General features: G+C 67.9%; 24 protein-coding genes. 6 read left to right on the top strand and 18 right to left on the bottom strand.

The window, feature by feature from the left end; translation table 11 throughout:
• The first annotated feature begins 16 nt into the window (after window positions 1-16).
• Window positions 17-1,594 carry an aldehyde dehydrogenase (NADP(+)) gene (locus OF829_RS04105; protein WP_264938673.1) on the top strand — a complete coding sequence of 526 codons (1,578 nt, stop codon included), beginning with the start codon at window positions 17-19 and terminating at the stop codon, window positions 1,592-1,594.
• A gap of 26 nt (window positions 1,595-1,620) precedes the next feature.
• Here the strand turns inward: OF829_RS04105 and OF829_RS04100 are convergent, their stop codons facing one another.
• The 6 genes from OF829_RS04100 to OF829_RS04075 form a co-directional block, all read right to left on the bottom strand.
• Window positions 1,621-2,691, bottom strand: coding sequence for an aldose epimerase family protein (locus OF829_RS04100; RefSeq protein ID WP_264938672.1), 1,071 nt, complete (start codon window positions 2,689-2,691; stop codon window positions 1,621-1,623).
• Entirely contained in the window at window positions 2,688-4,307 is a 1,620-nt protein-coding gene (locus tag OF829_RS04095; RefSeq protein ID WP_406701400.1) for a DUF5597 domain-containing protein, read from the bottom strand. Before OF829_RS04095 ends, OF829_RS04100 begins: the two co-directional genes overlap by 4 nt.
• Complete coding sequence (locus OF829_RS04090; protein ID WP_264938671.1) at window positions 4,307-6,769, bottom strand: glycoside hydrolase family 3 protein; 2,463 nt, start codon at window positions 6,767-6,769, stop codon at window positions 4,307-4,309. The genes OF829_RS04095 and OF829_RS04090 overlap by 1 nt, the downstream gene beginning before the upstream one ends.
• Window positions 6,770-6,859: 90 nt before the next feature.
• Window positions 6,860-7,699, bottom strand: coding sequence for a hypothetical protein (locus OF829_RS04085; RefSeq protein ID WP_264938670.1), 840 nt, complete (start codon window positions 7,697-7,699; stop codon window positions 6,860-6,862).
• A gap of 33 nt (window positions 7,700-7,732) precedes the next feature.
• Entirely contained in the window at window positions 7,733-9,256 is a 1,524-nt protein-coding gene (locus OF829_RS04080) for an ABC transporter permease/substrate-binding protein (RefSeq protein WP_264938669.1), read from the bottom strand.
• A gap of 157 nt (window positions 9,257-9,413) precedes the next feature.
• Window positions 9,414-10,181 (bottom strand): ATP-binding cassette domain-containing protein, encoded by a 768-nt coding sequence (locus OF829_RS04075; protein ID WP_264938668.1) that lies wholly within the window; start codon window positions 10,179-10,181, stop codon window positions 9,414-9,416.
• Between the two features lie 52 nt (window positions 10,182-10,233).
• On the opposite strand from OF829_RS04075, the gene OF829_RS04070 reads away from it, so the two are divergent.
• Both OF829_RS04070 and OF829_RS04065 read left to right on the top strand, forming a co-directional pair.
• The gene (locus OF829_RS04070) at window positions 10,234-10,596 is read left to right on the top strand and encodes a bleomycin resistance protein (protein ID WP_264938667.1); all 363 of its coding nucleotides are present in this window, start codon (window positions 10,234-10,236) and stop codon (window positions 10,594-10,596) included.
• Window positions 10,597-10,610: 14 nt separating this feature from the next.
• Window positions 10,611-11,411, top strand: a complete 801-nt coding sequence (locus OF829_RS04065; RefSeq protein WP_264938666.1) for an SDR family oxidoreductase — start codon at window positions 10,611-10,613, stop codon at window positions 11,409-11,411.
• 133 nt (window positions 11,412-11,544) lie between these two features.
• Here OF829_RS04065 and OF829_RS04060 read toward each other — a convergent pair whose 3' ends face one another.
• Window positions 11,545-11,835, bottom strand: a complete 291-nt coding sequence (locus OF829_RS04060; protein WP_264938665.1) for a 4a-hydroxytetrahydrobiopterin dehydratase — start codon at window positions 11,833-11,835, stop codon at window positions 11,545-11,547.
• 38 nt (window positions 11,836-11,873) lie between these two features.
• Between OF829_RS04060 and OF829_RS04055 the strand changes: the two genes are divergently transcribed.
• Genes OF829_RS04055 through OF829_RS04045 form a run of 3 tightly spaced genes read left to right on the top strand, consistent with a single transcriptional unit; the run spans window position 11,874 to window position 13,470 of the window.
• The gene (locus OF829_RS04055; protein WP_264938804.1) at window positions 11,874-12,272 is read left to right on the top strand and encodes a metallopeptidase family protein; all 399 of its coding nucleotides are present in this window, start codon (window positions 11,874-11,876) and stop codon (window positions 12,270-12,272) included.
• Window positions 12,269-12,829 (top strand): heme ABC exporter ATP-binding protein CcmA, encoded by a 561-nt coding sequence (gene ccmA, locus OF829_RS04050; RefSeq protein ID WP_264938664.1) that lies wholly within the window; start codon window positions 12,269-12,271, stop codon window positions 12,827-12,829. Before OF829_RS04055 ends, ccmA begins: the two co-directional genes overlap by 4 nt.
• Entirely contained in the window at window positions 12,826-13,470 is a 645-nt protein-coding gene (locus tag OF829_RS04045; RefSeq protein ID WP_264938663.1) for a heme exporter protein CcmB, read from the top strand. Before ccmA ends, OF829_RS04045 begins: the two co-directional genes overlap by 4 nt.
• A 112-nt stretch (window positions 13,471-13,582) precedes the next feature.
• On the opposite strand, the gene OF829_RS04040 is transcribed toward OF829_RS04045, so the two are convergent.
• The 11 genes from OF829_RS04040 to ctaD all read right to left on the bottom strand — a co-directional run bounded on the left by OF829_RS04040 (window position 13,583) and on the right by ctaD (window position 22,233).
• Window positions 13,583-14,452 carry a class I SAM-dependent methyltransferase gene (locus tag OF829_RS04040; protein WP_264938662.1) on the bottom strand — a complete coding sequence of 290 codons (870 nt, stop codon included), beginning with the start codon at window positions 14,450-14,452 and terminating at the stop codon, window positions 13,583-13,585.
• 10 nt (window positions 14,453-14,462) lie between these two features.
• Window positions 14,463-15,854 carry a threonine synthase gene (gene thrC / locus OF829_RS04035; protein WP_264938661.1) on the bottom strand — a complete coding sequence of 464 codons (1,392 nt, stop codon included), beginning with the start codon at window positions 15,852-15,854 and terminating at the stop codon, window positions 14,463-14,465.
• A gap of 57 nt (window positions 15,855-15,911) precedes the next feature.
• Window positions 15,912-16,550, bottom strand: a complete 639-nt coding sequence (locus tag OF829_RS04030) for an SURF1 family protein (protein WP_264938660.1) — start codon at window positions 16,548-16,550, stop codon at window positions 15,912-15,914.
• Window positions 16,547-16,906, bottom strand: coding sequence for a DUF983 domain-containing protein (locus OF829_RS04025; RefSeq protein WP_264938659.1), 360 nt, complete (start codon window positions 16,904-16,906; stop codon window positions 16,547-16,549). Before OF829_RS04025 ends, OF829_RS04030 begins: the two co-directional genes overlap by 4 nt.
• 4 nt (window positions 16,907-16,910) lie before the next feature.
• Window positions 16,911-17,417: a DUF3291 domain-containing protein gene (locus OF829_RS04020; RefSeq protein WP_264938658.1), complete on the bottom strand. Its 507-nt coding sequence runs from the start codon at window positions 17,415-17,417 to the stop codon at window positions 16,911-16,913.
• Entirely contained in the window at window positions 17,418-18,302 is an 885-nt protein-coding gene (locus tag OF829_RS04015; protein ID WP_264938657.1) for a cytochrome c oxidase subunit 3, read from the bottom strand.
• Between the two features lie 32 nt (window positions 18,303-18,334).
• Window positions 18,335-18,874: a cytochrome c oxidase assembly protein gene (locus tag OF829_RS04010; RefSeq protein ID WP_264938656.1), complete on the bottom strand. Its 540-nt coding sequence runs from the start codon at window positions 18,872-18,874 to the stop codon at window positions 18,335-18,337.
• Window positions 18,871-19,014, bottom strand: coding sequence for a hypothetical protein (locus OF829_RS04005; protein WP_264938655.1), 144 nt, complete (start codon window positions 19,012-19,014; stop codon window positions 18,871-18,873). Before OF829_RS04005 ends, OF829_RS04010 begins: the two co-directional genes overlap by 4 nt.
• Entirely contained in the window at window positions 19,011-19,919 is a 909-nt protein-coding gene (locus OF829_RS04000; RefSeq protein WP_264938654.1) for a heme o synthase, read from the bottom strand. The genes OF829_RS04005 and OF829_RS04000 overlap by 4 nt, the downstream gene beginning before the upstream one ends.
• 48 nt (window positions 19,920-19,967) lie before the next feature.
• Window positions 19,968-20,450 (bottom strand): hypothetical protein, encoded by a 483-nt coding sequence (locus OF829_RS03995; protein WP_264938653.1) that lies wholly within the window; start codon window positions 20,448-20,450, stop codon window positions 19,968-19,970.
• A 115-nt stretch (window positions 20,451-20,565) separates the two neighbouring features.
• Window positions 20,566-22,233, bottom strand: a complete 1,668-nt coding sequence (gene ctaD / locus OF829_RS03990) for a cytochrome c oxidase subunit I (protein WP_264938652.1) — start codon at window positions 22,231-22,233, stop codon at window positions 20,566-20,568.

The following is a 22,233-nucleotide window of genomic DNA, read 5'->3' as shown; positions in this document are numbered from 1 at the left end:
AGGTGAGGAGCGACCCATGGGGCTGACCGGCGAATTGTTCATTGCGACCCAGCGTGTTGCGGGGGCCAACGGCACCTTCCGCGCGGTTTCGCCGGCGACCGGTGCCGAGATCGAGCCGCCCTTCACGCTCGCCACCGTCGATGATGTCGAGGCTGCCTGCGCCGCAGCCGAGGCCGCCTTCCCGATCTATTCGAACCTGCCGCGTGAGAAGCGCGCCGAATTCCTCGAAGCCGCCGCCGACGAGATCGACGCGCTGGGCGAGACGCTGACCGAGCGCGCCATGGCCGAGACCGGGCTGCCGCACGCGCGCCTGACCGGCGAGCGCGGGCGCACCGTGGGGCAGCTGCGGCTGTTCGCGAAGGAGCTGCGGCTCGGTGAGTATCTGCGTGCACGGATCGACCATGCGATCCCGGACCGTCAGCCGATCCGCAAGCCCGACCTGCGGCTGCGCATGGTGCCGCTGGGCCCGGTGGTGGTGTTCGGCGCGAGCAACTTCCCGCTCGCCTTCTCGACCGCGGGCGGCGACACCGCCTCGGCGCTGGCCGCCGGTTGCCCGGTGATCGTCAAGGGGCATAGCGCGCATCCGGGGACGGCCGAGCTGGTCGCAGGCGCGGTGACGCGCGCCGCGCAGAAGACCGGCATGCCCGCGGGTGTGTTCAGCATGCTCAACGGCCCGGGCAATTCGGTGGGTTCGGCGCTGGTGAGCGACCCGCGCGTCAAGGCAGTGGGCTTCACCGGCTCGCGCAGCGGCGGCACCCAGCTTATGAAGCTCGCCGCGAGCCGCCCGGTGCCGATCCCGGTCTATGCCGAGATGAGCAGCATCAATCCCGTGTTCCTGCTGCCCTCGATCCTCGAGGCGAAGGCGGAAGCGCTGGGCGCGGCGTTCGTCGGCTCGCTGACGATGGGGGCGGGGCAGTTCTGCACCAATCCGGGGCTGGTGCTCGCAGTGGACGGGCCAGCGCTCGACCGCTTCCTCGTCGCCGCCACCGACGCGGTGGGCGTGGCGCCTGCGCAGACCATGCTCTCGCCCGGCATCCACAAGGCCTATGAGAGCGGCGTCGCGCGCATGGCCTCGTCGCCCGCGCTAAGCCAGCTTGCCGCGGGCCAGGAGCCCGGCGGGCCGCATTGCGGCCGCGCGGCGCTCTTCTCGATCGCGGCGAAGGACTTCATCGCCGATGCCGAGGGGCATTCGGAGGAAGTGTTCGGCTCCGCCAGCCTCGTGATCCGCTGCGCCGACGCCGACGAGATGCTGAGCGTGATCGGGCATCTCGAGGGGCAGCTGACCGCGACCGTGCATCTCGACGAGAGCGATACCGACGTGGCGCGCAAGCTGCTGCCGCTGCTCGAGCGCAAGGTGGGCCGCATTCTGGCGAATGGCTGGCCGACCGGCGTCGAAGTGACCGACGCGATGGTCCATGGCGGGCCCTTCCCCTCGACCTCGGACGGGCGGAGCACTTCGGTGGGGACGCTCGCGATCGACCGCTTCCTGCGGCCTGTGTCTTACCAGGACATCCCCGCGGCGTTGCTGCCGGCGGATCTGGCGGACGGCGATGCGGGCATCCCGCGGCGCGTGGACGGGAAGCCGACCTTGTAAAATCCTCCCCCTCCGGGGGAGGATTTTCAGGCGGGAAACGCCTCGCCCTGGTCCGCCGCCGTGCGGAAGCGGAAGGCCATCGCATGGGTGTATTTCTGGCCCGGGTCGAGGCGGGCCGACGGGAATTGCGGCTTGTTGGGCGCGTCGGGGAAATTCTGGGGTTCGAGGCAGAAGCCGCCGCGCGAGGGATAGTTGGCGCCTGACGTGCCCGCGGCGCCGCCGGCGAGGTGGTTGCCGGTGTAGAGCTGGACGCCGGGCTGGTCCGAATGGACTTCGAGCACGCGGCCGCTGACGGAATCGAAGGCGGTGGCGACGCGGCGGATGCGGCCCGGGGGCGTGTCGAGCACGAAGTTGTGGTCGTAGCCCTTGCCCTGGAGCAGCTGGACGTCCTGCGAACCGATATCGCGGCCGATCGGCTTGGGCGTGCGGAAATCGAATGGGGTGCCCGCCACGTCGGCGAAGACGCCGGTGGGGACCATCGTCGGGTCGGTCGGGGTGGTGCGGCTCGCCGGGATCTGGAGCCAGTGGTCGAGCACCGTGCTCGCGCTCGCCTCGCCCGCGAGGTTGAAATAGGCGTGGTGGGTGAGGTTGACCACGGTTGCGGCATCGGTGGTCGCGGTGAAGGTGATCGCGAGGCCGTCTTCCTCGAGCACATAGGCGACATCGACATGGAGGTTGCCGGGGAAGCCGTTGGTGCCCGCGGGGCTCAGCGTCGAATAGGTGACCGAATGATCGGTCTGGTGGCTGACGTCCCAGAAGACCTGGTCGAGCCCGAGGGGCCCCGAATGGAGGTTGTTCTCGCCGTTATTCTTGGGGAGCGTGTAGGTGCGCCCGTCGAGCGCGAAGCGGGCGCCGCCGATGCGGTTGGCGTAGCGGCCCGCGACCGCGCCGTAGAAGCGCGGATGGCCGCGATATTCCTCGAGATCGCGATAGCCGAGCGTGACGTTCGCGCTGTCGCCATTGCGGTCGGGCGCCTCGAGCGCGCGCAGCGTCGCGCCGAGGTTGAGCAGCTGCGCGCGGAAGGGCCCGCGCGAAATGGCGATCGTCTCGATCGTGCCGCCCTGTACCAGCCAGCCACTCATTTCCTTGGCGCTCATTGGACGCTCCCGAGGCGGACGCGCAGCATCACCGGACGCGCCGTGAAATTGAGGCCGTAGTCGACCTGGTCGCCGTTCCAGACGTTGCGCATCACCCAGTTGCCGCTGGCGTCGAAGCTGCCCTGCTCGACGCGGAGCAGTTGCGAACGTTCGCCGGGCGCGGCCTTGGCGAGGCTGAAACGCATCCGGACATTCGCGCCCGCGACGAGGAACTCGTCAGGCCCGATCTGAGCGATCACCGCACCCCCGACGGGCTGCCCCTTGGTGGGATGCGGGTCACGCTGAAGCCAGGTCCAGTCGGGCTCGCCGAACTGCCATTGCTCGAAGATCGCGGTCGCTTTCCATCGGCCCATCACGGTCGATTGGTCAGCCGCGTCAGGGCCCTTGGCGACACCCCATATGGGGTTTTCGAACGCGATCTTCGCCCAGGTCCGCGCCATCGGCCGGAACAGGCGATAGTTGGCGGCGAAGGCCTCGACCGTGGCGTCGTCGAGCGTCTTCGCGCCCAGCGGATAGTTGGTATAGTCGTCGCCGTCGAAGCCGAAGGGCGAAAAGCCGATCGAGCCCTTGCCCAGCGCCGGCCAGAAAAAGCGCGCCTGATCGAGGGCGTTGCCCGTTTCGGGCACCATCAGGGGATTATCCGGCCGCGCATAGTGATCGAGATAGGCGAGATAGGCTTTCCAATCGTGCGCGTAGATATCGGGCGCGACCAGATCGATGTGCGGCGCGGCGGCCTTCCAGATCGGAATAACGGGCCAATTGGGCCCACCAGCGGGCACGCCCATCGGATCGGGCTCGGCATTGAAGGCATCGCTGAGCGCGGCGTTGCAATACATTGGCAGTGGCTTGACGGCCTTGCCCGCGGCCGCGACCGCATCGATATATTGCGCGGTGTACCATGCGGAGAAGGCGGTCTCGGCGGTCTTGCCGAACACCTGCCGCCAGGTTCCTCCGGTGCGCCCGAGTCCCTTGACGAGCGCAGCGGGCACCGGTCCCTCGAACAAGGCGGTGGCTTCCGGGCTGTAATCACGCCCGAGCGACCATTGTCCCGACTCATTTTCGACCTGGACCATGATGACGCTGTTGTCGGGATCATGATCGCGCAGATACGTCATCAGCGCGACGAACGCGCGCCGATCCGCATTCAGCGTATTCTTGCCGAAAGACGAGAGCGAACTATAGCCGCCGCTCGCGGTGCGCGCCTGCGGGAACCGGGCAGGATTCTGTTTTACCCATTCGGGAACATAGGTGCTGCTCCCATTCTTCCAGGTGCCGAACCAGAGCAGCACGAGGCGGGTATCGTGTTCGCGGGCCTGCTTGAGCAGGACATCGAGGTACGAGAAGTCGAACTGCCCCTCGGCCGGCTCGATCTGTTCCCAGGCGACCGGGATTTCGAGCGTGTTGGCATGGACGCGCTCGACCATCGGCCAGACGAGCGGGAGCATCGCGGGGTAGTTGCTCGAATTGTTCGCCTGCACGCCGAGCATCAGGAAGGGGCGGCCATCGACGAATAGCGCGTGGCGGCCATTCTGGGTGACGATGCGCGGCAGCTCCGCCTTCGCCGCCAGCGCCGGGAGCGGCAGGGCGGCGAGCGCGAGCGCGAGGAGGGCGCGGATCACTTCGCCCCCGGGCAGATCGAGTTGTTGGGATCGGAGACGATCCGCACATCGGCGACCGAGAAGCTGAGCGGCGCCGATGCCTGCACCACGAAGGGCGAGGTGACGTTGCCGAGATCGACCCCCGCGGCCTGATAGCATTTGAGGAAGATTTTCAGGGTTCGCCATGTGCCCGTCTGGCCGGTGAACAGCGCGGTCGCGTCGATCGCGCCGGTGTTCTTGCCGCCCTCCATCAGCAGCCCGACCCGGCCGGTCGCGGCGGTGTCGAGCCGGTAGCTGATCTGGAGCGAGAGATCGCCATTGGCCTCGCGCAGCAGATCGAGCGGGCCGCTGCCGCCGATGCGCAAGGACCCGGGCTTGGTCCAGCTCAGCTGCGCCGCGCCCTCCTGCTGCGCCGGGCCCTCGACCACCTTGCGGGTGATCCCCGCATCGGCGGCGAAGCTCCACGGTGCCGGCGTGACGCCGCGCGCGAAATAGGTGCTGGTGTTGGCGAGGCTGGCATCGACCCCGGGCTCCTCGCTCAGCGTGCCGAGCGTGCCCGGCTTGGCGTAGGTGAGGCCGAAGCCGAACGGGAAGAGCGGGTCGTAATTGGCCATGCCCCAGTTGAGCGTGAACTGGCCCGCGGTCTTGGGCCAGCTGAACGAGAGCGTGCCGCGGAAATCGCGGCGCGGCTTGCCGGCGGCGTCGCCGATGAGGACGTCCGCGACGCCATTGCCCTCGCTGCCCGGCAGCCAGGCGGCGACGAAGGCGTCGGACTGGTTGAGTTCGGGGTTCACCCAGAGCGGGCGGCCCGAGAGGAACACCGACACCACCGGGATCCCTGCTGCCTTGAGCTTCTTGAGAACGGCAAGCGCCTGCTTGTCGCCGGGCTGGAATTCGAGCGTGCGGATATCGCCACGCATCTCGGCATAGGGCTGTTCGCCGAACACCACGATCGCGACATAGGGCTTGGTCTTGAAGCTGCCATCGGCCGAGAGTTCGGTCTTGCCACCGCCGGCGGTCACCGCGTCGGCGATCCCCTTGTAGATGGTGGTGCCGCCCGGAAACATCTCGTTGGGGTTGCCATCGCCCTGCCAGCTCAAGGTCCAGCCGCCGGTCTGCATCTGCATCGAATCGGCGCCGGGGCCGGTGACGAGGACGTTCGCCGAGGCCTTTACCGGCAGCACGCCGTTGTTCTTGAGCAGTACGAGCGATTCGCTCACCGCCTGGCGCGCGACCGCGCGGTGCTCGGGCGCGCCGAGCACACCCTCCTTGCCCTCGAGCGGGCGCGCGGGATCGAACAGGCCGAGCTTGGCCTTGACGCGCAGGATGCGGCGCACCGCGTCGTCGATGCGCGACATCGGCAGGCTGCCGTCCCGGGCGTGCGCCACGGTGGTCTCGAACAGCTTCTTCCAGCTGTCGGGTGCCATCGCCATGTCGAGCCCGGCGATGAAGGTTTGGGGGCAATCCTCGCTGGTGCAGCCGGGGACCTGGCCATGGCCGTTCCAGTCGCCGACCACGAAGCCCTGGAAGCCCATCCTGCCCTTGAGCACGCCGGTGATCAGCGACTGGTTGCCGTGCATCTTCACGCCGTTCCAGCTGTTGTACGACGCCATCACCGTCATCGTGCCGGCGTTGATCGCGGGCGGATAGCCCGCGGCATGGATGCGCGCGAGCGTGGCTTCATCGACGCGGGTGTCGCCCTGATCGATGCCGTTCCAGGTGCCGCCATCGCCGAGGAAATGCTTGACGCTCGAGGCGACATAGCCCTGCTGGATGCGACGCTCGGTGCCGGGCACGCCCTGCTGGCCGAGCACCATCTCGCCGGCATAGGAGGCGACGACCTCGGGATTCTCCGAATAGCCCTCATAGGCGCGGCCCCAGCGATCGTCCTGCGGCACGGTGACCGTAGGACCAAAGGCCCAGTCGATCCCGCTTGCCGCGGTCTCGACCGCGGTGACCCAGCCGATCTTGCGCATCAGCGCGGGGTCGCGCATCGCGCCGAGCCCGATATTGTGCGGCATGATCGTTGCGCCGATCACGTTGGCGTTGCCATGGACCGCGTCGATCCCGAACATCAGCGGGATCTTGACCTTGCGGCCCGGCCGGTCCTCCATGTTCACCGCGCGGAAGGCGCGCGCGGTATCGACCCAGTCCTTTTGCGGGGCACGGTCATTGCCCGCGAGCGGGGGCGAATTGCCGCCGGCGAGGATCGACCCCAGCGGATATTTGCGCAGGTCCTCGGGCTTCACATAGCTGATGTCGCCCTGGACCATCTGGCCCACTTTCTCCTCGAGCGTCATCTGCGACATCAGCTCGGTGATGAAGGCCTCGGTCTTGGGATCGACCAGACCCTGGCTCGCGGCGGCGGGCCAGTTCGCCGGATCGGCGACGGTGGGCGCAGGCGTCGGATCCTGCATGGCGACCGCCGCGGGCACGGCGAACATGACGGTGGTCGCCAGCAAGAAGGTGGCCTGCCGCATCGATTCTCTCCCAAGGTGTTTTCTTGGGGCCTTGGATAGCCGATTGGCGGGCGATTGCCAGCCAAACTGTCAGCGGTGTCAGGCGCGCGATCAGGGAAGCGGCTTGATCGAAACCTCGCGGGTGATCGGCAGCGGTTGCGAATAGCCGCCGGGGAGCGACATGGTCATGTCGAGCTGGTCGCTGACCGTCGCGGCGCTCAGCAGCACGCCGGTGCGCGGATCGATTTCGAGCCGGAAGACGAACATCTCGGTGCCGGTCAGCGTCACATCGGCGCCGTTATAGGCGCGGCGGTGGATCAGGCTGATCTTGAGCGGATCGGAGGCCCAGTCGATGCTCGCGCGACCGGGGACGAGCGACGCGAAGCTGATCGTCCCGCCGGTCGATTCGAGGCCAACCACGGTATCGGGCCGGTCGATATTGGTCTTGTAGCCGGGGAAGCGGCGGCTGTCCCCCGGCTTGGCGAGCTGGGCGATTTGGAATTGCGGCGCGACCTGGATCAGCGCGACGTTGAGCACATCGGTGATCGGGAAAAAGATGTCGGGCGGCGCGCAGTCGGGCATGAAGGCCGAGCCGAGGCTCTGCGCGACATCGGGCGCGATCGGCGAAAGGGTGACGCGCGCGAGCTCGCTGCCCTGGGCGTGGAGCGCGGTGCGGCAGGCATCGTCGATCTCGGGATCGCTCCACTCGCCGGCATCGCGGTCGCGGTGCCCCGCGGCCTTGATCACCGCGACCAACCCGCCCTTGCCGTCCGAGATCAGGTCGTAATCGAGCCGGAAGCTCTGTCCCGGGGCATTGGGGATATGGGTGATCGATTCGTAGCGATAGCTATGAGTGCCGGCCTCGGGGATCCAGCGCGGCGCGGACTGCGCCTGGGCGGGGGCCGCGAGCGCCATCAGCCAGAGCGCCGCCGTGCCGATCATCCTTGCCATCATGCCTCTCCGTCCAAGTGTGTTACTCGCCTACTACAATCCGGAACGGCGCGCCAGCCAGCGCGCGGCCGCCTCGGGGCTCGCCTTGTCGGTGTCGCGGTCGACCATATAGTTGGCGGTGCGCATGTCCTCGACGCGGATGCCGCCGATCAGCGGGCGCAGCACCGCCTGGAAGTGGGCATCGTTCGCGCGCCGGGGGCTGACCATCAGGATCGCGTCGTATCCGGGCAGCGCTCCCCTGGGATCGCTGAGCACCGCAAGTCGGTCGGCGGCGATGCGGCCGTCCGACGAGAAGGCGGGGATCACATCGGCCTCGCCGCTCGCCAGCGCGCGATACATGAAGGTCGGCTGATAGGGATGGGCGGACTTGAAGCGCAGGCCATAGGTGTCGCGCACCGATCGCCACTCCGGGCGCTCGAGGAACTCGACATCGGTCGCGAGATCGAGCGTCGGCGCGATCCGCGCGAGATCGACCAGCGAATGCACGCCGAGCCGCCGGGCGTCGTCGCCGCGCATCGCAAAGGCATAGACATTCTCGAAGCCGAGGCTGCCCATCATCCGCATGCCGTATTTGTCGCGGCACCAGGCTCCCACGCCCGCGACGATCGCCTCGCGGCCGGGAACGTCGGCGCGCTTCATCTGGTTGGTCCAGACGGTGCCCGAATAATCGACATAGACATCGATATCCCCGCTCGCGAGCGCGCTGAACGCCACCGCCGAGCCGAGCCCTTCGCGATATTCGACCTTGTACCCCGCATCCTCGAGCCGCTGGCCGATCAGCCGGGCGAGGATATATTGTTCGGAAAAGCCCTTGGCGCCGACGATCACGGTCCCCTTGCCCGAGGGCATGGCGGGCGCGAGCGCGACCAGCACTGCGAGCAGCAGGACGCCCAGGCTGCCCCAGACCAGCCCCCGCTTGCGCCGCGCAATGCCATGTTCGGCGAGGCCGAGCAGGGCATCGGCCGAGAGGGCGAGACCCGCGGCGGCGGCACAGCCGGCGAGGACGAGCGTCCAGTTCTGCGTCTGGAGGCCCGCGAAGATCAGGTCGCCCAGACTCGGCTGGCCGACGGTGGTGGAGAGGGTGGCGGCGCCGATCGTCCAGACCGCGGCGGTGCGGACGCCGGCCATGAGCACGGGCGCGACCAGCGGCGCCTCGACGAGGCGGAGCTTTTGGGCGCGGGTCATGCCGACGCCGTCGGCGGCTTCGAGCACGGCGGGGTCGAGATTGGCGAGGCCGGTGACGCCGTTCCTCAGGATCGGCAGGATCGCGTAGAGCGACAGCGCGAGCAAGGACGGCAGGAAGCCGAGCGCGGGAATGCCGCCGCCGACCAAAGCCGAGACCGACAGCAGGATCGGATAGAAGAGCGCAAGCAAGGCGAGGCTGGGGATGGTCTGGATCAGGCTGGCGAGCCCGAGCGCGACGCGGCCGACGGTCTTGTTGCGCGCGGACAGGATCGCGAGCGGCAGGCTGACGACGAGCCCGAGCAGCAGCGCCGCGAACGCCAGCAGTAGATGCTGGGCGAGCAGCTCGGGGACGCGGGCGAAGGCTTGGGCCATCATTCCTCCCCCAGCTTGCTGGGGGAGGGGGACCATCCGAAGGATGGTGGAGGGGCGGCGGCGCAGCCGCCGTCTTCGACGGCGCCCCTCCACCGCCGCTTCGCGGTGGCCCCCCTCCCCGAGATGGGCTCGGGGAGGAATTGGGTGATGCCCTCCCTCACCCCTCCAGTTCCTTCAGCCGGTGCGCCTGCTCGCGCGGCACCGCGACCAGCGCGTCGGCCGCCGCGCCGCCCTTGCCGGCGATCAGGTCGCGCGGGGTGGCGTCGGCGACGATCTTCCCGCCCGCCATCACCAGCACGCGATCGGCGAGGAGGAGGGCCTCGGCCATGTCGTGGGTCACCATGATCGTGGTCAGCCCCAGCCGGTCGTGCAGCGCGCGGATCGCCTTGCCGAGCGCATCGCGCGTCACCGGATCGAGCGCGCCGAAGGGCTCGTCCATCAGCATGATGCCGGGCGCGCAGGCGAGCGCGCGCGCCACGCCCACCCGCTGGCGCTGCCCACCCGACAGCGCGTCGGGGAAGCGCGCAGCCATCTCCGCCGGCAATTCCACCAGATCGAGCAGCTCGGCGATCCGTGCCGCATTGTCCTTCTCGCCCGCGAGCCTGAGGCCGATCGCGACATTCTCGCCGACGGTCATGTGCGGGAAGAGCCCGACATTCTGGAAGACATAGCCGATCCGCCGCCGCAGCAGATGGACCGGTTCGGCGCCCACGGCCACGCCGCCGACCAGCACCTCGCCCTCGCTCGGCTCGATCAGCCGGTTGACCGTCTTGAGCAGGGTCGATTTGCCCGAGCCCGAGGCGCCCACCAGGGCGACAAAGCTGCCCCCCGCGACCTCGACCGACACCCCATCGACCGCGGCCACGCCCCCGGCATAGCGCTTGCTGACATTTTTGAAGGTAACGGTGCGCGATTGCTCTGGCATCGGGCCGAGTTGTGCGGGATGAAGCGGGAAACGTCAAAAGGCGATGGCGAGGATGACCGATCAGGCGACCCCCAACCTGCCCGCGCGCGATTTCGATGCGACCGAGGCCTTCTACGCACCGCTCGGTTTCACCCGGCGCTATCGCGACGAGGTGTGGATGATCCTCGAGCGCGGCACGCTGATGCTCGAATTCTTCCCCTGGCCCGATCTCGATCCGGGGGAGAGTTCATTCGGCAGCTGCCTCAGGCTCGACGATCTCGACGGCTTTTACGCTGAGTGCCGTGCTGCCGGGATTCCGGAATCACGCAAGGGCTGGCCGCGGCTCGATCACCCGCCGCACGCCATGCCGTGGGGCGGGCGGATGGCGGCGATGGTGGATCTCGACGGATCGCTGATCCGCATGCTTCAGAATTGACGAGGGGAACTGGAATGACGGCGAAGGCGATCTTCATCACGGGCGGGGCGTCGGGCATCGGGCTCGCGGTCGCGAAGCATTTCGCGGCGCAGGGCTGGCGGGTGGGGCTGGCGGACGTCAACGCGGCCGGACTGGAGGCGGCCAAGGCCGGGTTCGCCGCGGACAAGGTCAACACCTATGTGATGGACGTGCGCGACCGTGGCCAATGGGATGCGGCGCTCAAGGATTTCGTCGCGGCGAGCGGCGGGCGGCTCGACGTGATGTTCAACAATGCCGGCATCGCGGTGGGCGGCACCTTCGCCGACACCTCGGCCGAGGATATGGATCGCGTCCTGGGCATCAACATCAACGGCGTGATCTACGGCGCCTATGCCGCGCACCCTTATCTCAAGGCGACGCCGGGATCGTGCCTGGTCAACACCGCTTCGGCGGCGGGCATCTATGGCTCGGCGGGGCTGGCGCTCTACTCGGCGGGCAAGTTCGCGGTGCGGGGCCTGAGCGAGGCGCTCGACGGCGAATGGGCGCCGGACGGGATCAAGGTGCGCGTGCTGATGCCGAGCTTCATCGACACGCCGTTGCTCGACACGGTGGCGCCGGGAACGAACCGCACCGCGCGCGAGGGCGTGCGCGACGCCGGGCTGGAGTTCACGCCGGTCGAGGTGGTGGCCAAGGCGGTGTGGGACGGGGTGCATGGCGACAAGGTCCACCTCATCGTCGGCAAGACCGCCAAGCGGCTCGCCTTCGCCGCGCGCTGGATGCCCGGGGCGATCCGGAAACAGGCCAGGAACCGGATTTTGGAAACGCGGCGGGGGTGATCTCCATCCTCCCCCGCCAGGGGGAGGTGTCAGCGAAGCTGACGGAGGGGGCGGGTCCGGAACATCGGCGGCGGGAATCCTCCCCCTCCGTCGCGCTGCGCGCGCCACCTCCCCCTGGCGGGGGAGGATTAAATCAGACCAGCGCGTCGATCGCCTGGGCCATCTGGATGTCGCGGGTGGAGAGGCCGCCCGCGTCGTGCGTGGTGAGCAGCACGTCCACCCGGTTCCACACGTTCGACCATTCCGGGTGATGGTCGGCCTTTTCGGCGAGCAGCGCGACGCGGGTCATGAAGCCGAACGCTTCGCCAAAGTCCTTGAAGGTGAAGCGCCGGACGATCGCGTCGCGCTCGCTTTCGTGGGTCCAGTCGGGGAGCGATGCCAGCGCCTCGTCCCGCAATCCCTCGGTCAGCCGCGTCACCATCATCCGCTCCTTGCCGTCGCTTCATAGTCCGGCCTATGCCCATGGCCATGAGCGGGCAAGCCCCAGACGCGGCAGCGATCGAGCGAATGGCGCGCGAGGCGCTGTCGCAAATCCCCGAGCCGTTCCAGTCGCACCTCGCCGACGTGGTGCTGATCGTCGAGGAATTCGCCGATGACGAAACGCTCGACGCGATGGGCATCGAGGACCCGTACGATCTGAGCGGCCTCTATGTGGGGCGGCCGGTGGGGGAGAAGAGTTCGATGGATTCGGGGGCGCTGCCCGATCGCATCCACCTCTACCGCCGCGCCATCCTCGACGAATGGGCGATGGGCGGCGAAACGCTCGAATGGCTGGTGTGGCACATCATCGTGCACGAGGTCGGGCATCATTTCGGGCTGAGCGACGCGGATATCCACGCGCTCGAGGATGCGGCGGCATGAGCCTGCTCGTCCTTCGCGATATCGCCTGCGCGCGGGGCGGGCGGATGCTGTTCGAAGGACTCAACCTCGATCTGGGGCCGGGCGACGCCTGCCTGGTGACCGGGCCCAACGGCGTGGGCAAATCGAGCCTGGTGCGGGTGGCGGCGGGGCTGCTCGATCCGGCTGCGGGATCGGTCGAGCGCGGATGCCTGCCCGCCTTGCTCAGCGAATCCACGGCGCTCGATCCGGAATTGCCGTTGGCGGCAGCGCTCGGCTTCTGGGCGTCGCTCGACGGCGGCGCGGTGGCGCCCGCGCTGGCGGCGGTGGGGCTCGCCGATCTGGCCGAAGTACCCGTGCGTTTCCTCTCGACCGGGCAGCGGCGGCGGGCGGCGATCGCGCGGGTGCTGGCGAGCGGATCGAAATTGTGGCTGCTCGACGAGCCCGCGAACGGGCTCGATGCGGCATCGGTGACAATGCTCGAGGGGCTGATCGCGGCACACCGGGCCGCGGGCGGCGCGGTGCTGGTCGCGACGCATCTGCCTGTCAGCCTGCCGGGTGCGGTCGAGGTGGCGCTTTGAGGCCTTTCCTCGCGATCGTGCTGCGCGAGATAAGGCGCGCGTGGAGCAGCGGCGGGCTGTTGCTGCCGGTCGCCTTCTTCCTGCTCGTCGCGATCCTGTTTCCCTTCGCGGTCGGGCCCGACGGCAAATTGCTCGCGCGAATCGGAGGCGGGGTGATCTGGGCGGCGGCACTGCTCGCGGCGCTGCTGCCGGTCGAGCGGCTGATCGCGCCCGACGCCGAAAGCGGGGTGCTCGATCAGTTCGCGGTGCGCGGGCTCTCCGACGCGGGCGTGGCGGCGGCGAAGATGGCGGGGCATTGGCTGGGCTTCGCGCCCGCCTTGCTCGCGGCGACGGTGATCGCGGCGGGGCTGTTGCGGCTGCCGGGGGAGACGCTGGTGCAGGTCGAGCTGGGGCTGCTGATCGGCACGCCCGGGCTGGCGGCGCTGGGCGTTGTGACCGCCGCGCTGGTGAGCGGGCTGCGCGGCGCGGGGGCGCTGGCGGGATTGGTGATGCTGCCCTTCGCGGTACCGCTGCTGATCTTCGGCGCGGGGTCGGTGGAAGGGACGCCCGGCGCGCTCAAACTGCTCGCGGCGTTCAGCCTGTTGCTGGTGGCGGGCTGCCCGTTCGTCGCGGGCGCGGCGATGCGGATGGGACGCTCCTAGCTGCGAAGCAGCTCATCAAATTCTTCGCGCCTTTGCGTCTTTGCGGAAAAATAGTTTGGTTCCGCAAAGACGCAAAGACGCGAAGAAGAATGGGAGCCGCGCTGCGCGCGGCTTAGCGGCTCCACCGCGCAAAGATCGCCGTTGGCAGTTCGAGCCCGCGCGCTTCCTCGCGCACCGTCAGCTCGCCGCATTCGACCGTTCCGCCCAAGTCGGCGAAATGCTGGCGAACCAGCTCCCCGATCGCCAGCGCGGACATGCGCACGGCGTAGACCGTCAGGAACAGGAAGCGCGATTCCGCGTCGAGCAACGCCCGGCAACCCGCGATCAGGCCGGGCAGGCCCTCCTCGAGCTTCCACACCTCGCCCTCGGGCCCGCGGCCCCATTTGGGGGGATCGAGGATGATCCCGTCATAGCGCCGCCCGCGCCGCCCCTCGCGCGCGGTGAACTTGCCGGCATCGTCGATCATCCAGCGGATCGGCTTGTCCTCCATCCCCGACAGCGCGGCATTGGCCTTGCCCTCGGCGACCGATTTCTTGGACGCATCGACATGGGTGACCTTGGCGCCCTTGGCGGCCAGCGCGAGCGTGCCGACGCCGGTATAGCCGAACAGGTTCATGCATTCGGGCGCTTCGACGCCCTCGAGCCGCTCGCGCATCCAGTCCCAGACGGGCGCCATGTCGGGGAAGAAGCCGAGATGGCGGAAGGGGGTGGTCTGGGCGGTGAAGCGCACCTCGCGCCACGACAACGGCCAACCCTCGCGCGGGACAGGCTTGGTGAAATGCCAGCGACCGCCGCCCTCGTCGTCCGGGGCGGGGATGAACTCGCCATGCGCGTCCCACTGCTCGCTCGCGGGCGCCCACATGGCCTGGGGCTCGGGCCGGATGAAGCGGTAATCGCCATAGCGCTCGAGCTTGCGGCCATGGCCCGAGTCGATCAGGCCATAGTCCGCCCAGGGTTCGCCGGTGAGGGTGACGAGGTTCATGCGGACCCCCTTAGCGGGGTTGGGCGCGCTCGGCGATATAGGCGGTGACGGCATCGAAACTGCCCGGGAGGGTGTCGTAGCGCTCCTCGCGGTCGAACAGGTCGGCGAGGCGCGCCGGCAGCGCGGGGCGCAGGCCGGTGGCACGCTCGACCGCGTCGCGGAACTTGGCCGGGTGGGCGGTGGCGAGCGTGACCACCGGCCCCTGCACCTCGGCCCGCCGCGCGGCGGCGAGGCCGATCGCGGTGTGCGGGTCGATCGTCTCGCCCGATTGGCTCGCCCAGAGCATCGCCTGCGCCATCTCGCCCGCGTCGATGCGGTCGCTGGCGAAGATTTCGGCGGCGTTGGTCTGCTGCGCGTTGGTGAGGCGCATCGCCCTGGACGCTTCGAACCCGCGCATCTGCGCCGCGAGCGCGCCGCCGTCGCGCCCGCCCGCGTCGAACAACAGCCGCTCGAAGTTCGAGCTGACCTGGATGTCCATGCTCGGCGCGGCGGTGGGGGTGACGGTGCCCGCCGAATAGTCGCCCGAGGAAAGCGCGCGGTGGAGGATGTCGTTGACGTTGGTCGCGACGATCAGCCGCTCGACCGGCAGGCCCATCCGCGCCGCGGCATAGCCCGCGAACACGTCGCCGAAATTGCCCGTCGGCACCGCGAAGGCGACCTTGCGCTCGGGTGCGCCGAGCCGGACGGCGGCGTAGAAATAATAGACGATCTGGGCCATCAGCCGCGCCCAGTTGATCGAATTGACCGCCGACAGCCGGAAGCGCCCCGCGAAGCCCGCATCGTTGAACATCGCCTTCACCAGCGCCTGCGCGTCGTCGAAGCTGGCGCCCTCGAGCGCGATATTATGGACATTGGGGGCGAGCACCGTGGTCATCTGCCGCCGCTGGACGTCGGAGACGCGGCCCTTGGGGTGGAGCATGAAGATATCCACGCCGTGCCGCCCCGCGACCGCATCGATCGCAGCACTTCCGGTATCGCCCGAGGTCGCGCCGACGATGGTGAGCGGCTCCGCGCTGCCCGCCAGGAATTTCTCGAAGAGCAGCCCGAGCAGCTGGAGCGCGACATCCTTGAAGGCGAGGGTGGGGCCGTGGAACAGCTCGAGCAGGAAATGGCGGTGGTCGAGCTGGACGAGCGGGGTCACCGCGGCATGGCTGAACCGGCCATAGGCCTGGGTGCAGAGCGCGCGGAGTTCGTCTTCGGTGAGGTCCTCGCCGACGAAGGGGAGCATCACCCGGACCGCGGTCTCGACATAGGAGAGGTCCGCCATCGCGGCGATGTCGTCGCGGCTGAACTGCGGCCAGGTCTCGGGGACGTACAGCCCGCCGTCGCTGGCGAGCCCCGTCAGGGTCACGTCACGAAAGCCGAGGATCGGCGCGGTGCCACGGGTGCTCTGGTAGCGCATGCGGGCGGGTTAGCGGCGGGGGCGTGACGGAGCAAGCGAGCCAAATCTTTCGCCCGGTCAAGCCGGAGGCGGGCCAGCCTTCTTCTCGCGCCAAACCAGCGCCAGCAGGTAGATTACCGCCGCCACCCCCGCGAACAGGAACCATTGCACCGCGTAGGCCAGGTGGTTGTTGGGCACGCTCGACACATCGGGCCTGGCGGTCACCTCGAGCCCCGGTGCCGCGAGATCGGCGACGAGCATCAGCGTCTTGGGCCGGTGGTCGAAGATCTGGCCGATCAGCGTGCGCGAATCGGGGGCGTGGGTGATGGTGCCGGTGATCGGGCCGCCGCCCCAGACGGGCTTGAAGTTCGGATCGCGCGCGACGCCGACATCGACCAGCAGCAGCGGTCCCTCGGTGCCGGTGCGGCACTGGGCGATGTGGCGCCAGCCCGTGCCGCCCTTGCGGCTGCGCCCGCCCTGGGTCTGCCAGCCGACCACTTCGAGGCACAAGGCGCTGGCATGCCGGAAGAGATAGTCGTCGCCAACCGGCAGCCGCGGGAAATCGATATCGGGTTTGGACAGATTCTGCGCATAGACGGCGAGCGCGGCGTTCTTCTCGGCGCGGCGCTGGAGCTGCCACACGCCCAGCGCGATCATCGCGGCGATGCACAGCGCGACGATCGCCGTGGGGATCAGCGGCAGGCGCGGCAGTCTCATTCCTTGAGCCTCCCTTCGCTCGCGGCATTCTTATATTCGAGCGCGAGCAGCAGCCCCTTGGCGAAGCGCAGGCACAGGATCACCAGCGCCGCGGTCAGCGGCACCCATAGCAACGCATGGATCAGGATCCCGGGTTCGAACGCCAGCTCGACGCTGACCGCGAGCAAAGTCACCAGCGCGCCGATCCCGAGCGTCAGGAACACGACGGGCCCGTCGCCGACATTGAAGCGGGTGAAGTCGAAGCCGCAATCGGCGCAGGTCTTCGCGAACGCGATCCAGCCCGCGAACATCTTGCCCTTGCCGCAACGCGGACAGACGCCGCGGAGCGCGGCTTGGGCGGGCGCGACCTCGGTCATGGGATCAGGCGTTTCCGGCACACCAGGGGTCGGGCTTCATATCGACCGGCGCACCGCCCATCCCCGGCGCCGGGAAGCGCGTCTTGAAGGTGAAGGCGCGGGGGGTGGGGCCGTAACGGTCGATCAGCCAGAGCCGCGCGAGCGCGTCGTCGATCGTCGGGATCGTCCCCGCCTCGATCCACCACAGGGCCTGATAGGCGCCGGCCCAGGGCTCGATCCATTGCCGCCGCTTCGCCATCACCGGCGTGTGCGCGCTGCGATAGACGAAGTCGAACAGCGATTCGGCATCCTCCCACACGCTCATGTTGAGCGCGACCTGGGGATCGGGGGTAGGGGCGAGCGCCATCGCGTCGCCGCTATCGCCCTGCAGCCGCCAGACAAAGCCGGGGGTCCGGTCCGCGATCGCGTTGACGCGGGCGAGCTCGCCGAAGAATTCGCTCAGCCGCGGGTCGTCAAAGGGCAGCAGCAGCCGCGCGATATTGCACTGCGCGAGATGCCAGCCGGAAGTCACTTATCCCCCGTGGACCGGTGCGCCCCAGCCGCCCCAGACATAGACCGAGGCGAACAGGAACAGCCACACCACATCGACGAAATGCCAGTACCAGGCCGCCGCCTCGAAGCCGAAATGCTGCTTCGGTGTGAAATGGCCCTTATAGACGCGCACCAGGCAGACGATCAGGAAGATCGTGCCGACGATGACGTGGAAGCCGTGGAAGCCGGTCGCCATGAAGAAGGCGCCGCCATAGGAGCTGCCGCCCTCGCTGGTCGCCTTGAAGGGGAAGGGAGCCTCCGCATATTCATAGGCCTGGAAGCAGGTGAACGAGATGCCGAGCAGGATCGTGAGCCACAGGCCCTTCTTGACGCTGTCATTCTCGCCCACGCCGATCAGGCCCCACAGTCCCTTGAGATCGCCGCCGCGCTGGCCATGGATCAGGGCGTGGTGCGCCCAGGTGATGGTGCAGCCCGAGCAGAGCAGGATCAGCGTGTTGAGCAGCGGGAACTGCCAGGCGTTGAGCACTTCCATGCCCTTGGGGGGCCAGGTGCCGCCCACGGCCTCGGCCATCGAGGGGAAGAGCGAGAAATCGAACCACGCCCAGAACCAGCCGACGAAGAACATGACTTCCGAGGCGATGAACAGGATCATGCCGTAGCGCAGGTGAAGCTGGACGATGGGCGTATGATCGCCCTGATGCGCTTCCTTGATCACGTCCGACCACCAGCCGAAGAAGGTGATCAGCACGCCGGCCACGCCCGCGAAGAAGACCAACGCCGCGCTGGGCGCCGAATGCATCCACATGATCCCGCCCGAGGCCATCGCCAGCGCCGCCATGGCGCCGAACAACGGCCAGATGCTGGGGTTCACGATGTGATACTGGTGGTTCCTGGCTCCGGCCATCGGTCTTCCCTGTCTGTAACTTTGCGGGTGCTCTAGCGCTTGGTTTCGGCGGAATCCACCGGGTAAAATGTGTAGGAAAGCGTGATTTCCTTCACGTCGCGCGCATCCGGATCGTCGAGGATCTTCGGATCGACATAGAAGATGACGGGCATCCGTATCTCCTCGCCGGGTTTGAGCGTCTGGCGGGTGAAGCAGAAACACTGGATCTTGGTGAAATATTTGCCGACCTGGGCCGGGGTCACGTTGAAGCTCGCGGTCCCGGTGAGCGTCTGGCTGCTGAGATTCTTCGCGGTGAAAAAGGCCATGTCGCGCCCGCCGATATCGATCCGGTCGGACCGGCGCTCGGGCTTGAACTCCCAGGCGAGCGCGGGCGAGACGTTGCTGTCGAACGCCACCGTCACCTTCTGTCCCTGCACCGCGCCCGGGGCCTCGAGCCCGCGCTGGGTGGTGCCGTTGAGCCCGGTCGCCGCGCAGAACATGCGGTAGAGCGGCACGCTCGCGAAGCCGAGACCGCCCATGCAACAGACGCCGACCCCGGCCAGCAGCGCGGTGCGAAGGTTGCGGCTGATCATCCGTAGCCCAGCTGGATCTTGACGATCGAGATCGCGAAAATGAGGACGACGAACGCGCCGAGCAGCAGCGCCATCACCCTGGCGCGCGAACGCTGGCGCGCGCGGATGGCATCGGATTCGGGCTTGGAGAGATCGGTCATGCGAACCACCGGTCGGCCGCCACCGCGGCGAACATGAGGAAGAGATAGAGGATCGAATATTTGAACAGGCGCTTTTCGGGCAGCATCGCGTCGTCCGCGCCCGAGTTGCGCAGCGCGACATGGGCGGCGAGGCCGAGGAACACCGCGCTCAGCAGCACCGCGCTCACGCCATAGAGGTTGCCGGTCAGCCCCAGCCACCAGGGCAGCACCGCGGCGGCGGCCATCGGCAGCGTGTAGAGCCCGATCTGGATCCGCGTGTTGCGCTCGCCCGCGACGACCGGAAGCATCGGCACCCCGGCATTGGCGTAATCGGTCTTCACGAACAGCGCGAGCGCCCAGAAATGCGGCGGGGTCCACAAGAAGATCAACGCGAACAGGAGGACGGGCATCAGCGTCACATCGCCCGTCGCCGCCGCCCAGCCGATCATCGGCGGGAAGGCCCCCGCGGCACCGCCGATGACGATGTTCTGCGGCGTCCGGCGCTTGAGCCAGATGGTGTAGACGAAGACGTAGAACAGGATCGACACCGCCAGGATCGCCGCGGCGACCAGGTTGATCGCGAAATACATCAGGATCACCGAGAAGGCGGCGAGCCCCACGCCGAAATGCAGCGCCGATTGGCGGTCCATCCGCCCAGCGGGCAGCGGGCGCCTGGCGGTGCGCTTCATCACCGCGTCGATATCGCTCTCATACCATTGGTTGAGCGCCCCGGCCGCGCCCGCGCCCAATGCGATGCACAGGATCGCGGTGAAGCCGAGCACGGGGTGGATGGTGACGGGCGCCGCGAGCAGGCCGCACAGCCCGGTGAACACGACCAGCGTCATCACCCGCGGCTTGGTCAGCGCGAGGAAATCGCGCCAGTCGGCGGGGAGGGCGGTGGGGACAAGCGTGGACGCGGAGGACATGATGCGGGCGCTATAGGGGGAGGGAGGCGGTCGGGGAAGAGGCCCCCGTCAGCGCGCCGCCTCGAGGATCAGAATAACCCCGTTGCGGTGGCAGATGCGGACCTGCAGCCCGTCGCGGATCGGGCCGCCATGCGATGCGCTGGTGTGGAACGCGGCGGTGGCGACGAAGTCCGAATAGTCGAAATGCTCGTCGGCGACATCGAACGATTCGAGATCATGCCCCTCGTAGGGCGCCGGATGGAAGTTCTGGACGCGGCCCGCGACCGTTGCGCACTCGTGCCGCTTGGCGTGTCCGGCGATTTCGCCATCGTGACCGAGTACCGACATGGCTGCGGCCCCTGTCCAGAAGATCGAGAACAGGAGGAAGAACCAGCCAAACAAGGGGCCGCGCGGCCGGCGGGTGAAAGCCGCGACGAGGCCCGGCGCGAACACCAGCACTGCGCCGATACCCACGAAGATCAGGCCAAAGCCGATCACCCACCAGTTTTCAAAGGCGTGTTCGGAAGCGTCGTACAATGTGACGTAGTGCATCCCGCCGCCCCGCAAGCGAAATCATCGGACCACCTGCATAGCGCGCTGGCCCCGAAAAACGAAAACGCCCCGGAGTTTCCCCCGGGGCGCTTCGTTCTCAGCCTGAGCGCTGCGCTCAGTGGTGATGCGAATCCTCGATCACCGGGAGCGTGTCGAACTGGTGGTAGGGCGGGGGGCTCGACAGCGTCCATTCGAGCGTGGTCGCGCCTTCGCCCCAAGGGTTGTCGCCCGCCTTCTCGCCCTTGAACATCGACCAGAAGATGTTGACGAAGAAGAAGACCATGCCGACGCCCATGATCGCATAGCCCCAGCTCGCGATCAGGTTCCAATAGGCCTGGGCGTCCGGATAGTCCGGCATGCGGCGCGGCATGCCCTGGGCGCCCAGGAAGTGCATCGGGAAGAACAGCACGTTCACGCCGATGAAGAAGATCCAGAAGTGGAGCTGGCCGAGCAGCTCGTTGTACATCCGGCCCGTCATCTTCGGGAACCAGTAATAGAAGCCGGCGAACAGCGAGAACACCGCGCCGAGCGACAGCACATAGTGGAAGTGCGCGACGACGTAATAGGTGTCCTGCATGAAGTCGTCGACGCCGCCATTGGCGAGCACCACGCCGGTCACGCCGCCCACGGTGAACATGAAGATGAAGCCCAGCGCCCACACCATCGGCGTCTTGAAGCTCATCGATCCGCCCCACATGGTGGCGATCCAGGAGAAGATCTTCACACCGGTGGGCACCGCGATCACCATCGTCGCGGCGGTGAAGTACATCTTCACCTGCACGCTCATGCCCGTGGTGAACATGTGGTGCGCCCACACGATGAAGCCGACCACGCCGATTGCGACCATCGCGTACGCCATGCCGAGATAGCCGAACACCGGCTTGCGGCTGAAGGTCGCGACGATCTGGCTGACCATGCCGAAGCCCGGCAGGATCATGATGTAGACTTCCGGGTGGCCGAAGAACCAGAACAGATGCTGGTAGAGGATCGGATCGCCGCCGCCCGACGCATCGTAGAAGGCGGTGTGGAAGTTGCGGTCGGTGAGCAGCATCGTGATCGCGGCCGCCAGCACCGGCAGCGCCAGCAGCAGCAGGAAGGCGGTCACCAGGATCGACCAGACGAACAGCGGCATCTTGTGCAGCGTCATGCCCGGCGCGCGCATGTTGAAGATCGTCGTGATGAAGTTGATCGCGCCGAGGATCGACGATGCGCCCGCAAGGTGGAGCGAGAGGATCGCCATGTCGACCGCGGGCCCGTGCGAGCCGCTGGTCGAAAGCGGCGCATAGACCGTCCAGCCGGTGCCCGCGCCACCGAAGAAGGGCGAGGCGAGGAGCAGCGAGAAGCTGGGGATCAGCAGCCAGAACGAGATGTTGTTCATGCGCGGGAAGGCCATGTCCGGCGCGCCGATCATGATGGGCACGAACCAGTTGCCGAACCCGCCGATCATCGCCGGCATCACCATGAAGAACACCATGATCAGGCCGTGCGCGGTGATCAGCACGTTCCAGAATTCGGTGGCATCGTCGAACTTGCCGGGCCCGTGCAGGAATTCGTACCACGCCCCGAGATACTGGAGGCCCGGATGCGCGAGCTCGAGGCGCATCATGCCCGAGATTCCGCCGCCGATGATGCCCGCGATGATCGCGAAGATCAGGTAGAGCGTGCCGATGTCCTTGTGGTTCGTCGACATGAACCAGCGGACGAAGAAGCCCGGCTTGTGATCGGCGTCGTGGTGCGCGTGATCGTCATGCGCGGCGCCATGGTCGAGAGCGATATCGGTCAT

This window comes from Sphingomonas caeni (assembly GCF_026013415.1).
Taxonomy (GTDB): Bacteria; Pseudomonadota; Alphaproteobacteria; order Sphingomonadales; family Sphingomonadaceae; genus Sphingomonas; species Sphingomonas caeni.
This window is presented reverse-complemented; position numbering and strand designations above follow the sequence as displayed.